Source organism: Pseudomonas sp. B1-22 (genome assembly GCF_050474425.1).
Classification (GTDB): Bacteria; Pseudomonadota; Gammaproteobacteria; order Pseudomonadales; family Pseudomonadaceae; genus Pseudomonas.
On the sequence record NZ_JBCHVH010000005.1, the window covers coordinates 111,184 to 123,638 of the forward strand.

Here is a 12,455-nt window from a genome sequence, read left to right on the forward strand (position 1 = left end):
GGCCAACTTCACTTCAATCCGCCGAAACGGCGGTAGAAGCTCTCGCCCACGTCCGGCAGCGGACCGTCGGCGGTTTCCAGGTTGCTGTTCAGCCACTCTTCAGCCTTGGCGTAGATCAGCCGGTAGATATTGCGACACAGCTGTCTCGCCGCGCGCCCTTCCCAGTCGCCGGGCAGCAGCTCGTCCGGCAACTGCGGGTCGCGCAGCAGCAGCCGGCGGTATTCGTGGATCAGCAGGATGCGCGCCAAGAAGCAGTCCGAAGGCTGCAGGTTGTCCTGCTCGCGCAATACCTGCCAGAGCGGGCGGAACAGGCGGATGAACTCGCTGTAGTGGCTCGCCAGCTCGTCGATGTTCCAGCTCTCGCGCACTTGCAGGCGCATGGCGCGGGAGGCCAGGACATCCTGGGCATGGGTGTCGAAGATGATGCTGTCGTCCAGCGCTTCCAGGTCCTGCAGGGTCGTCACCAGGTCGGCGCGGTCACCGCGCGGGCAGGCCAGGACGGTCGGGGCGATGGCGCCGAAGCCCTGCCATTCCAGTTCCTCGCGGACCTGCTTGCGCTTGTCCGCCGACAGCTGGGAGAGCATCACCAGGGTCCAGGCGCCATCCCAGGCCGGCAGGCTGGAACTGTACACCCGCTTGAACGCCTTCTCGAAACGCCGCCGGCCGGTGCCGGTCAGGCTGTAGTAGCTGCGCCGGCCAACCTTCTCGGCGGTCAGCCAGTCTTCCTTGGTCAGTCGAAAGATCGAGGTGCGGATCAGCCGCTCGTTGATGCCGATGGGCTCCAGCAGGTTGATCAGGCTGCCCAGCCAGACGGTGCCGCCATGGGGTTCGATGGCATCGCCGTAAAGTGTAATGATCAGCGAACTGGCGCGGATCGGCGTCTGTTCCTGGAAGCGGGTAATCAGCTGGTTCAGCGGTGCAAGGGCAGTCATGGTCTGGCTGGGCACGGACAAAGGCCCGACTATACCTGCCCGCCGGGTCGCCTTGCCATGGGTGTGACCCCCAGTGGTCATTGGGATTCAGTCCCTTTGGGACGAACGCCGGAATCGCCCATGCGCGGCCGGTCCGCCTCCACTTCCGCCAGCGGCGCGCACTCCACCAGGCTCGCCAGGCAACGCCGCGCCAGTTCCTGGTATTCGCGGGTGCCGCGCTGCTTCCAGGCCACCTCCTCTTCGCTGAGCGAGCGCTTTACCACCGCCGGTGCGCCCATCAGCAGGCTCTGCGGCGGGCATTCGAAACCGGCCTTGACGAAGGCCGCGGCGGACACGATGGAACGCTCGCCAATCCGCGCGTTGTCCATCACCACAGCGTTCATCCCCACCAGCGAATCGGCGCCGATGACGCAACCGTGCAGCACCGCGCCGTGTCCGATATGGCCATTGCGCTCGACCCGGGTGTCGCTGTTCGGGAAACCGTGCATTACGCAGGTATCCTGCAGGTTCGCCCCTTCTTCCAGGATGATCCGCCCGAAATCACCGCGCAGCGAGGCCAGCGGACCGATATAGCAGCCCGCACCGACGATCACGTCGCCGATCAGTACGGCAGTGGGATGAACATAAGCGGTCGGATGCACCACGGGGGTGATTCCTTCCAGGCTGTAGCACGGCATTTCAGGCGCCCTCCACCGGTGCGTGGCGACGGCTCTGCACCACCACGAAGCGGCGCGTCACGAAAGCGCCGTCGGTGATCGATGCATTGGCTGTCGGGTTGCCGCCGGTGGCGTGGAAGTCGCTGAAGGCGGCCGATTGATTGACGAATACGCCGCCGTCGAGGTTGACCGACAGCGACACCGCCACATCCTGGGCGAAAGTTTCCGCGCGGTCGAGGAATTCGCCGTCGGTGGAGTAGACGCCGAGGGTCATGGCGCCCTTCTCTTTCAGGACTTCACCGGCCACCCGCAGGCTGTGGGCGCTGTCGTCGGTGGCGATGACGAAGGCAATCGGGCCGAAGCGCTCTTCGCCGAAGGCGGCGCGCTCGCTGGCGTCCACCTTGAGCAGCAGCGGCGTGCGCACGCGGGCGCCGGGGAACTGCGGGTGCTCGCGGGACTCGCTGTCGAGCAGCACTTCCCCCAGCGCGCGGCAGGCGAGGATGCGTTCGGCGGTGGCTTCGGACTGGATCGCACCGAGCACGCCGCAGGCACGCTCGTTGTCGGAGAGGAAGCCGCGCACGGCGCCGGCCAGCGCCTGGGCGACCTCGTCGAAGCTCACATGCCCGTCGCCATTGCGGATGCCGCCGCGCGGCACGTAGATGGCCTGGGTGGTGGTGCACATCTGCCCGGAATACAGGCTGAGGCTGAACGCCAGGTTGCGCGCCACCGCCTTGAGGTCGCGCACGCTGTCGATGATCACGCTGTTGACGCCGGCCTTTTCGGTGAACACCTGGGCCTGGCGGGCGTTGTCTTCCAGCCAGTTGCCAAAGGCGCTGGAGCCGGTGAAGTCGACCAGCTTCACGCGCGGATCGAGGGCCAGCACCTGACTGACCGGGGCCTCGACGCTATCCACCACCAGGCTGACCAGCGCCGGATCGAAGCCCAGTTCGCCGAGCACCTCCTGGGCCACCCTGACGCTCATCGCCACCGGCAGGATGGCCGCCGGGTGCGGCTTGACCAGTACCGGATTGCCGGTGACCAGGCTGGCGAACAGGCCCGGGTAGGTGTTCCAGGTCGGGAAGGTGGCGCAGCCGATCACCAGCGCCAGGCCGCGCGGGACGATATGCCAGCGCTTGTCCATCACCAGCGGCTCGGCCTTGCCCTGGGGCTTGGTCCAGCGAGCGGTTTCCGGTACTTCGGCCATGGCCCGCCAGGCATAGGCCAGCGCTTCCAGGGCGCGGTCCTGCGCGTGGGCGCCGCCGGCCTGGAAGGCCATCATGTAGCCCTGGCCGCTGGTGTGCATGACCGCATGGGCCATGGTCGGGCTCAACGCGGCGAGACGCCGGACGATCTCCAGGCAGGCGCCGACCCGCGCCTTCGCCCCGGCATCGCGCCAGGCCGGCAGGGCCTGTTGCTGGCGGTTCAGCAATTCATCGGTGTCGTACTGGTCGTAGGTCACGCCCAGGTCGAAGCCATAGGGCGAGCGCTCGGCGCCGGCGCGGCCAACGGCTCGCGCCCCCTTCAAGTCGAAATGACGGTTGAGCAAGGCCTCGAACGCCGCCTGGGCGCCCTTCACCGACTCCTCCGGTACTGCTTGAGGCTTTCCCCATGGGGCGACCAGTAGTCGCGGCGGGCGATGGCTTCCACGGCGCGTTCGAGGGTGGCGCGGTGATGCTCGAACAGTTCGAGGGCGGAGGCCTGGGCGGCGGACGACATGGGGCATTCCTCTTCTAGTCATTGTGGCGATGCGAGTAGCGCCAGGGCTAAATACTTCGCAAAGCGATAAAATTTCCTGAGAATTTTGTATCACATCATATTGAAACAGCAAAGCACCACGTGCCGTATCGCTTTCAATGACTAGCCGCAGCATGGCTGACAGGCGACTGACCTGCCTTAAAGCCATGTATTTTCTGGCCTCCCCCTTGAACCGCGCCCTTTTGGTCGCGCTAACAACGGCTCAATACAAGACACACAAATACATTTCACTATTGTTGTTTTGTATCACTTTAGGCATATACTGCGAAAAAACCCGGGAGCGCCTCGCCTACCGCGCAGGGCCATCCGAGATTCCAACAATCAGCCGGCCACGAAGCCGCGCGTGCAGCCTGAGGACGATGTCATGCCTCGCACCCTTGCCGTTCAGATGCCTGAAGCGGGCGTCCGCCTGATCACCCTGCAGCGCCCCGAGGCGCTCAACGCACTGAACACCGAACTGCTCGGCGAGCTGGCCGCCGAACTCGACTCTGCCGAGCAGGACAGCGAAACCCGCGCCGTAGTCCTGACCGGCAGCCGCAAGGCCTTCGCCGCCGGCGCCGACATCAAGGAGATGGCCGAGCGCGACCTGGTCGGCATCCTCAATGACCCGCGCGCCGGCTACTGGCAACGTATCGCCGCCTTCTCCAAGCCGCTGATCGCCGCCGTCAACGGCTTTGCCCTCGGCGGCGGCTGCGAGCTGGCGATGCACGCGGACATTCTCGTGGCCGGCGAAGACGCCCGCTTCGGCCAGCCGGAAATCAACCTCGGCATCATGCCCGGCGCAGGCGGCACCCAGCGCCTGCTGCGCGCCGTGGGCAAGCCGCTGGCGATGCAGATGGTGCTCACCGGCGAAGCCATCGACGCCCGCCATGCCCAGCGCGCCGGGCTGGTCAGCGAAGTCACGCAACCCGAATTCACCGTCGAGCGCGCCCTGCAGATCGCCCGCAGCATCGCCGCCAAGGCGCCGCTGGCCGTGCGCCTGGCCAAGGAAGCGCTGCTCAAGGCTCAGGACACCGACCTGGCCAGCGGCCTGCGCTTCGAACGCCACGCCTTCACCCTGTTGGCCGGCACCGCCGACCGCGACGAAGGCATCAGCGCATTCCAGGAAAAGCGCAAACCCGTCTATCAGGGCTGCTGAGCCCATCCCCCTTTCTTTTCTGGCAAAAGACTGCCCATTGATGGAGCGAGCCCGCCCATGAACTTCGAGCACATCCTGTTTTCCATCGAGGACGGCATCGCCCTCCTCAGCCTGAACCGCCCGGAGCAGCTCAACAGCTTCAACGCCGCCATGCATGGCGAAGTGCGCGAGGCGCTCAAGCAGGTCCGGCAGAACCCGCAGGCCCGCGTCCTGCTGCTGACTGGCGAAGGCCGTGGCTTCTGCGCCGGCCAGGACCTGTCCGATCGCAACGTCGCACCGGGCGCGGACATGCCGGACCTGGGCCAGTCCATCGAACAGTTCTACAACCCGCTGATCCGCACCCTGCGCGACCTGCCGCTGCCGGTCATCTGCGCGGTCAACGGCGTGGCCGCCGGTGCCGGCGCGAACATCCCGCTGGCCTGCGACCTGGTGCTGGCCGCGCGTTCGGCCAGCTTCATCCAGGCCTTCTGCAAGATCGGCCTGATCCCCGATTCCGGCGGCACCTGGACCCTGCCGCGCCTGGTCGGCATGGCCCGCGCCAAGGCGCTCGCGCTGCTGGGCAATCGCCTGACCGCCGAGCAGGCCGAGCAATGGGGCCTGATCTACCAGGTGGTGGACGACGCCAACCTGCGCGAGGAAGCCCTCAAGCTCGCCCGTCATCTGGCGACCCAGCCGACCTACGGCCTGGCCCTGATCAAGCGCAGCCTCAACGCCAGCCTGAACAACAGCCTCGACGAGCAACTGGAGCTGGAACGCGACCTGCAGCGCCTGGCCGGCCGCAGCGAGGACTACCGCGAGGGCGTCTCCGCCTTCATGGAAAAACGCACCCCCAGCTTCAAGGGCCGCTGATCGATGAGCGCACTTTCGAAAGACAGCAACGTCGCAGTGATCGGCGCGGGCGCCATGGGCGCGGGCATCGCCCAGGTCGCCGCGCAGGCCGGCCACCCGGTGAAGCTGTACGACAACCGCCCCGGCGCCGCCGCCCAGGCCATCGACGGCATCGACCGCCAGCTCGGCCGCCTGGTCGAGAAAGGCAAATTGGCCGCCGAGGAACGCGCCGCCATCGTCGCGCGCCTGCAGCCGGTGGAAACCATCGAGGCACTGGCCGATTCGAAGCTGGTGATCGAGGCCATCGTCGAGAACCTGGAGGTCAAGCGCGGCCTGTTCCAGCAGCTGGAAGCGCTGTGCGCCGAGGGCTGCATCCTCGCCAGCAACACCTCGTCGCTGTCCATCACCAGCCTGGCCGCTGGCCTCAAGCGCCCGCAGCAGGTGGTCGGCATGCACTTCTTCAACCCGGCGCCGCTGATGGCGCTGGTGGAAGTCGTCTCCGGCCTCGCCACCGACCCGGCGCTGGCCGACAGCCTGTATGCCACCTCGCTGGCCTGGGGCAAGAAGCCTGTTCACACCAAGTCCACGCCCGGCTTCATCGTCAACCGCGTGGCGCGCCCCTTCTATGCCGAAAGCCTGCGCCTGCTGCAGGAAGGCGCCGCCGACTGCGCCACGCTGGATGCGCTGCTGCGTGACGCCGGCGGCTTCCGCATGGGCGCCTTCGAGCTGACCGACCTGATCGGCCATGACGTCAACTACGCCGTCACCTGCTCGGTATTCGCCGCCTACTACGGCGACTTCCGCTTCCAGCCCTCGCTGATCCAGAAGGAGCTGGTGGACGCCGGCCGTCTGGGCCGCAAGAGCGGCCGGGGCTTCTACGACTACGCCGAAGGCGCCGAGCGCCCGCAGCCAGCCAGCCTGAGCAGCAGCGCCAGCGTCACTTCCTGCGTGCTGGAAGGCGACCTGGGCGTTGCCCAACCGCTGGTGCAGCGCCTGAAGGAAGCCGGCATCGAGATCACCCAGCGCGCCGGCAGCGGCCTGCTGCGGGTGGGCGATGCGGTAATTGCCCTTTCCGACGGCCGCCTCGCCAGCCAGCGCGCCAGGGAAGACGGCCTGCGCAACCTCGTACTGATCGACCTCGCCCTGGATTACAGCACCGCTTCGCGCCTGGGCATTTCCGCCTCGGCGGACGCCACGCCCGCAGCCCTGGACCAAGCCGTCGCCCTGCTCGCCAAGGCCGGCATCACCGCCAGCCACCTGAGCGACACGCCCGGCCTCGCCGTGCTGCGCACCGTCGCCATGCTCGCCAACGAAGGCGCCGATGCGGTGCTGCAAGGCGTGGGCAGCGCCGCTGACATCGACCTCGCCATGCGTGCCGGGGTGAACTACCCGCAGGGCCCGCTGGCCTGGGCCGGGCAGATCGGCATCGGCAACGTGCTGCGCGTACTGGACAACCTGCAGGCCGCCTACGGCGAGGACCGCTATCGCCCGTCCCTGCTGCTGCGCCGCCTGCACGCTGAAGGGAGAGCCTTCCATGACTGACGCCACCCGGTTGGCCCGCGACTGCGCCGAAGCCATGTACGAGCGCGACCAGGCCACCCGCCGCATGGGCATCCAGTTGCTGGATGCCGGCCCGGGCAGCGCCAGGCTGTCGATGCGCGTGCGCGACGACATGATCCAGGGCCACGGCACCTGCCACGGCGGCTACCTGTTCGCCCTCGCCGACTCGGCGTTCGCCTTCGCCTGCAACAGCTACAACGACGCCACCGTCGCCATCGGCTGCAGCATCGATTACGTGGCGCCGGCGCGCGAAGGCGACGAGCTGATCGCCAGCGCCTTCGAGCAGAGCCGCAGCGGCCGCACCGGCAACTACGACGTACGCATCGAGAATTCACAGGGCCAGCTGATCGCCCTGTTCCACGGCAAATCCTACAAAGTGCGCGGCACCGTGCTGGCGCAGGAGACCTCCGAATGAGCGATATGACCGACGCCCTGATCATCGACGCCGTGCGCACGCCCATCGGCCGCTACGCCGGCGTCCTGTCCGGGGTGCGCGCCGACGACCTCGCCGCCGTCCCGATGAAAGCCCTGATGCAGCGCCACCCGGAGCTGGACTGGAGCGCCATCGACGACGTGATCTTCGGCTGCGCCAACCAGGCCGGCGAAGACAACCGCAACGTCGCCCACATGGCCTCGCTGCTGGCCGGCCTGCCGGTGAGCGTGCCCGGCACCACGCTCAACCGCCTGTGCGGCTCGGGCCTGGACGCCGTGGGCAGCGCCGCCCGTGCCCTGCGCTGCAACGAAGCCGGGCTGATGCTGGCCGGCGGCGTGGAATCCATGTCCCGCGCGCCCTTCGTCATGGGCAAGTCCGAGCAAGCCTTCGGCCGCAGCGCGGAAATCTTCGACACCACCATCGGCTGGCGCTTCGTCAACAAACTGATGAAGCAGCAGTTCGGCATCGACTCCATGCCCGAGACGGCGGAGAACGTCGCCGAACAGTTCAATATCAGCCGCGAAGACCAGGACGCCTTCGCCCTGCGCAGCCAGCACAAGGCCGCCTCCGCCCAGGCCAACGGCCGCCTGGCGAAGGAAATCGTCCCGGTGGAAATCCCCCAGCGCAAAGGCCCGGCCAAAATTGTCGAGCAGGATGAACACCCGCGCGGCGATACCACCCTGGAGCAGTTGGCCAAGCTCGGCACGCCGTTCCGCGAGGGCGGCAGTGTCACCGCCGGCAACGCCTCGGGCGTCAACGACGGCGCCTGCGCCCTGCTGATGGCGACCCCGGCCGCCGCCGCACGCCACGGCCTGAAGGCCCGCGCCCGCGTGGTGGCCATGGCAACCGCCGGCGTCGAGCCGCGGATCATGGGCATCGGCCCGGTGCCGGCGACCCGCAAGGTGCTGGAACTGGCCGGCCTGTCGCTGGCCGACATGGACGTGATCGAGCTGAATGAAGCCTTCGCCGCCCAGGGCCTCGCCGTCCTGCGCGAACTGGGCCTGGCGGACGACGACGCACGGGTGAACCCCAACGGCGGCGCCATCGCCCTGGGCCATCCGCTGGGCATGAGCGGCGCGCGCCTGGTCACCACCGCCCTGCACGAACTGGAAGAACGCGGCGGCCGCTACGCCCTGTGCACCATGTGCATCGGCGTCGGCCAGGGCATCGCGCTGATCATCGAACGGATCTGAACCCACGGAAGGCCCGAACCCCGCACCGCCAGTCGCAAAACCCGCCGGCTGGCAGCCAGAGCAACATCTCTGACAGGGATTCGAAACCTTCCGCGAACGGGGGCGTTATCCTGCTCCCATGACACTCGCAGCCCGCAGGCGGGCTGGCGTACAAGAACAAATCGAGTGAACCCATGAACATGTACCATGATGCCGAACGTGCCCTGCTTGACCCGATGGAAACCGCCAGTGTCGACGAGCTGCGCCAGCACCAGCTGGAGCGCCTGCGCTGGAGCCTCAAGCACGCCTACGACAACGTCCCGCTGTACCGCCAGCGTTTCGACGCGGCAGGTGTCCACCCGGACGACCTGAAGTCCCTGGATGACCTGGCGAAGTTCCCCTTCACCGGCAAGAACGACCTGCGCGACAACTACCCCTACGGCATGTTCGCCGTGCCGCAGAGCGAGATCGTGCGCCTGCACGCCTCCAGCGGCACCACCGGCAAACCCACGGTGGTCGGCTACACGCAGAACGACATCGACACCTGGGCCAACGTGGTCGCCCGCTCCATCCGCGCCGCCGGCGGCCGCAAGGGTGACAAGGTGCACGTGTCCTACGGCTACGGCCTGTTCACCGGCGGCCTGGGCGCGCACTATGGCGCCGAGCGCCTGGGTTGCACCGTGATCCCCATGTCCGGCGGCCAGACCGAGAAGCAGGTCCAGCTCATCCGCGACTTCCAGCCGGACATCATCATGGTCACCCCGTCCTACATGCTCAACATCGCCGACGAGATCGAGCGCCAGGGCGTCGACCCGCACAGCCTCAAGCTGCGCCTGGGCATCTTCGGCGCCGAACCCTGGACCGCCGAGCTGCGCCGCGCCGTGGAAGAGCGCATGGGCATCACCGCCCTGGACATCTACGGCCTCTCGGAAATCATGGGCCCGGGCGTGGCCATGGAATGCGCCGAAACCAAGGACGGCCCGACCGTCTGGGAAGACCACTTCTACCCCGAGATCATCGACCCGGCGACCGGCGCCGTGCTGCCCGACGGCGACTACGGCGAGCTGGTGTTCACCTCGCTGTCCAAGGAAGCGCTGCCGATGATCCGCTACCGCACCCGCGACCTGACCCGCCTGCTGCCGGGCACCGCACGGCCGATGCGGCGCATCGACAAGATCACCGGGCGCAGCGACGACATGCTGATCATTCGCGGGGTGAACGTGTTCCCGACGCAGATCGAGGAGCAGGTGCTGAAGATCAAGCAGCTCGCCGAGTGCTACGAGATCCACCTGCACCGCAACGGCAACCTCGACTGCATCGACGTGCACGTCGAACTGCGGCACGACCTGCAAGGGCTGTCGGCGGACGAGCAGAAGGCCATCGGCAGCGAGCTGGGCAAGCAGATCAAGACCCATATCGGTGTCAGCGCCCGCGTGCTGGTGCAGCCCTCGCACAGCCTGAAGCGCTCGGAAGGCAAGGCCTGCCACGTGTATGACAACCGGCCGAAGGGCTGAGTGTCGGCGTGATCGAACAGCCCCGCTTCGGCGGGGCTTTTCATTGCACGCGCTCTGCAGAATCGGGGGATTGAGTTCTCGCTTGACGCCGGCCTTGCCGGCGGATCGCGGGCATGGCCCGCTCCTACAAGTAAAACTCGGTACCGGCCTGTAGGAGCTGGCCATGCCTGCGACAGCATGAGCGCTGGAGCATCCTGGTTGGCGCCCGTTCGCGAGCAAGCTCGCTCCTACAGATAACCTGATACTTCAGCGGGCCTCCCCTCACCCCACCCCTACCTCACGACCGCCCGTCGCCCCACCACCCTTCCCTGTCGATACCCCATCCCGCCCTTCGACTACTCCTCAAAGGCAAACGGCATCCGGCCGCATGCCCAATCGCAGGAGATGAACGATGACCTATGTCGATGGCTTCCTCGTACCGGTCCCTACCGCCAGCCGCGAGCGCTACGTGGAGGTGGCGCGCAAGGCGGCGGCGATGTTCAGGGAATACGGCGCACTCGGCGTCGTGGAGTGCTGGGGCAATGACGTGCCCGAGGGCAAGGTGACCTCCTTCCCCATGGCCGTGAAGCTCAAGGAGGACGAGACCGTGGTGTTCTCCTGGATCACCTGGCCCAGCAAGGAGGCACGGGACACGGGCATGAAGAAGTTCATGGAGGACCCGCGGATGAAGACCGAATTCAGCGACATGCCCTTCGACGGGCAGCGCATGATCTTCGGCGGCTTCGAGGTGATCGTCCAGGCCTGACCCAACCCGCTCCTGCAGACGCCCACCTGTAGGAGCGGGCCATGCCCGCGATCCGCCGGCAAGGCCGGCGCCAAAGGGGAACACAGGCCTTCAACGCCCCCAATTAAACATATTCTATCCATAACAAAAATATTTACGTATCACTTCGTCGCCGTCCTGCTCCATTCCCTGCGTAGCCGCGCGCCAGCAGCGAACCCAGCAATCTCCTTATAAATACCCGCACTATCCACGCATTTATCGGAAAAAACCCCGATGAATTCGCCTTTTCACGCTCACATGAATCCCTCGGAATCTGCCAAAGCGATGCAAAATCAAATTACGACACATCATTTAGTGTTAGACATTAATTTCTGTATCATTTAAAACTACAGCCATGGCCAAGGCCGTCCCACGAACACGACAGAAGGCTGGAGACACAGCATGTACGCACAACTGGTTGAGACCGGCGTGAAGCGCATCAAGGCGCTGGAGGAGATGTCCCCCGAGGAACGCGCCTTCCAGGAAAAGATCGATGCCGAGATCAAGATCGAAGCGAAGAACTGGATGCCCGACGCCTACCGCCAGACGCTGATCCGGCAGATTTCCCAGCACGCCCACTCCGAGATCGTCGGCATGCTGCCCGAGGGCAACTGGGTGACCCGGGCGCCGACCTTGAAGCGCAAGCTGCAGCTGATGGCGAAGATCCAGGACGAGGCCGGCCACGGGCTCTACCTCTATAGCGCCATGGAAACCCTGGGCGCCGACCGCGACACCGAGATCGCCAAGCTGCATTCGGGCAAGGCCAAGTACTCCAGCATCTTCAACTACCCGACGCTGAACTGGGCCGACATGGGCGCGGTGGGCTGGCTGGTGGACGGCGCCGCCATCGTCAACCAGGTGGTGCTCCAGCGCACCTCCTACGGCCCCTACTCGCGCGCGATGATCCGCATCTGCAAGGAAGAGAGCTTCCACCAGCGCCAGGGCTACGAAATCCTCCTGACCATGATGCGCCACGGCAACCAGGCGCAGAAGGACATGGTCCAGGACGCCATCAACCGCCTCTGGTGGCCGGCCCTGATGATGTTCGGCCCGAGCGACGCCGACTCCCCCAACAGCGCCCAGTCCATGGCCTGGAAGATCAAGCGGCAGAGCAACGACGAGCTGCGCCAGCGTTTCGTCGACCAGACCGTGCCGCAGCTGGAACTGCTCGGCTGCACCGCGCCGGACCCGGACCTGAAGTGGAACGAGGAACGCGGCCACTACGACTTCGGCGACATCCAGTGGGAAGAATTCTACGAAGTGCTCAAGGGCAATGGCCCGTGCAACACCGAGCGCGTCGCCACTCGCCGTAAGGCCATCGAAGACGGCGCCTGGGTCCGCGAAGCCGCGGTCGCCTACGCCCGCAAACAACAACAGAAGAAAGACGCGGCCTGAATCGCGAGGAGATAAACATCATGTCCGAGTGGACTCTTTTCGAAGTCTTCGTGCGTAGCAAGCACGGCCTGAACCACAAGCACGTCGGCAGCGTCCACGCCGCCGACGCCGCCATGGCCATCGAGAACGCCCGCGAGCTGTACACCCGCCGCAACGAAGGCGTAAGCCTGTGGGTCGTGCCCTCCGCGCTGATCACCGCCTCCTCCCCCGACGAGAAGGACCCGCTGTTCGACCCGTCGCAGGACAAGGTCTACCGCCACGCCAGCTTCTACGAGCTGCCGCCCGAAGTCGGCCACATGTGAGATCGCG

General features: G+C 66.4%; 13 protein-coding genes. 9 read left to right on the plus strand and 4 right to left on the minus strand.

Annotated features, from left to right (window positions below; genetic code table 11):
* Positions 1 to 8: 8 nt before the first annotated feature.
* From paaX to ACQ5BL_RS19580, 4 genes are all read right to left on the minus strand, one after another.
* Positions 9 to 932 (minus strand): phenylacetic acid degradation operon negative regulatory protein PaaX, encoded by a 924-nt coding sequence (gene paaX / locus ACQ5BL_RS19565; protein ID WP_243808350.1) that lies wholly within the window; start codon positions 930 to 932, stop codon positions 9 to 11.
* Positions 933 to 1,009: 77 nt separating this feature from the next.
* Positions 1,010 to 1,609: a phenylacetic acid degradation protein PaaY gene (gene paaY, locus ACQ5BL_RS19570; RefSeq protein ID WP_243808349.1), complete on the minus strand. Its 600-nt coding sequence runs from the start codon at positions 1,607 to 1,609 to the stop codon at positions 1,010 to 1,012.
* A gap of 1 nt (position 1,610) precedes the next feature.
* On the minus strand, positions 1,611 to 3,164 hold the full coding sequence (gene paaN, locus ACQ5BL_RS19575) for a phenylacetic acid degradation protein PaaN (RefSeq protein ID WP_430293218.1): 1,554 nt from the start codon (positions 3,162 to 3,164) through the stop codon (positions 1,611 to 1,613).
* Positions 3,161 to 3,304, minus strand: coding sequence for a hypothetical protein (locus ACQ5BL_RS19580; protein WP_430293219.1), 144 nt, complete (start codon positions 3,302 to 3,304; stop codon positions 3,161 to 3,163). The genes paaN and ACQ5BL_RS19580 overlap by 4 nt, the downstream gene beginning before the upstream one ends.
* 403 nt (positions 3,305 to 3,707) lie before the next feature.
* Between ACQ5BL_RS19580 and paaF the strand changes: the two genes are divergently transcribed.
* The 9 genes from paaF (at position 3,708) to paaB (ending at position 12,448) form a co-directional block, all read left to right on the plus strand.
* Positions 3,708 to 4,481, plus strand: a complete 774-nt coding sequence (paaF, locus tag ACQ5BL_RS19585) for a 2,3-dehydroadipyl-CoA hydratase PaaF (RefSeq protein ID WP_243808347.1) — start codon at positions 3,708 to 3,710, stop codon at positions 4,479 to 4,481.
* Between the two features lie 57 nt (positions 4,482 to 4,538).
* Positions 4,539 to 5,330 (plus strand): 2-(1,2-epoxy-1,2-dihydrophenyl)acetyl-CoA isomerase PaaG, encoded by a 792-nt coding sequence (gene paaG / locus ACQ5BL_RS19590; RefSeq protein ID WP_243808346.1) that lies wholly within the window; start codon positions 4,539 to 4,541, stop codon positions 5,328 to 5,330.
* A 3-nt stretch (positions 5,331 to 5,333) separates the two neighbouring features.
* Positions 5,334 to 6,851, plus strand: a complete 1,518-nt coding sequence (gene paaH / locus ACQ5BL_RS19595; RefSeq protein ID WP_243808345.1) for a 3-hydroxyacyl-CoA dehydrogenase PaaH — start codon at positions 5,334 to 5,336, stop codon at positions 6,849 to 6,851.
* Positions 6,844 to 7,284, plus strand: coding sequence for a hydroxyphenylacetyl-CoA thioesterase PaaI (paaI, locus tag ACQ5BL_RS19600; RefSeq protein WP_243808344.1), 441 nt, complete (start codon positions 6,844 to 6,846; stop codon positions 7,282 to 7,284). Before paaH ends, paaI begins: the two co-directional genes overlap by 8 nt.
* 5 nt (positions 7,285 to 7,289) lie before the next feature.
* Positions 7,290 to 8,495, plus strand: coding sequence for a 3-oxoadipyl-CoA thiolase (pcaF, locus tag ACQ5BL_RS19605; RefSeq protein WP_243808426.1), 1,206 nt, complete (start codon positions 7,290 to 7,292; stop codon positions 8,493 to 8,495).
* A 173-nt stretch (positions 8,496 to 8,668) separates the two neighbouring features.
* Positions 8,669 to 9,988, plus strand: coding sequence for a phenylacetate--CoA ligase PaaK (paaK, locus tag ACQ5BL_RS19610; RefSeq protein WP_243808343.1), 1,320 nt, complete (start codon positions 8,669 to 8,671; stop codon positions 9,986 to 9,988).
* Positions 9,989 to 10,379: 391 nt separating this feature from the next.
* A complete protein-coding gene (locus tag ACQ5BL_RS19615; protein WP_243808342.1) occupies positions 10,380 to 10,733 on the plus strand; it encodes a DUF1428 domain-containing protein in 354 nt (117 codons plus the stop codon).
* Between the two features lie 420 nt (positions 10,734 to 11,153).
* Positions 11,154 to 12,146 carry a 1,2-phenylacetyl-CoA epoxidase subunit PaaA gene (paaA, locus tag ACQ5BL_RS19620; protein ID WP_243808341.1) on the plus strand — a complete coding sequence of 331 codons (993 nt, stop codon included), beginning with the start codon at positions 11,154 to 11,156 and terminating at the stop codon, positions 12,144 to 12,146.
* Positions 12,147 to 12,166: 20 nt separating this feature from the next.
* The gene (gene paaB / locus ACQ5BL_RS19625) at positions 12,167 to 12,448 is read left to right on the plus strand and encodes a 1,2-phenylacetyl-CoA epoxidase subunit PaaB (RefSeq protein WP_017520939.1); all 282 of its coding nucleotides are present in this window, start codon (positions 12,167 to 12,169) and stop codon (positions 12,446 to 12,448) included.
* Positions 12,449 to 12,455: the final 7 nt, after the last annotated feature.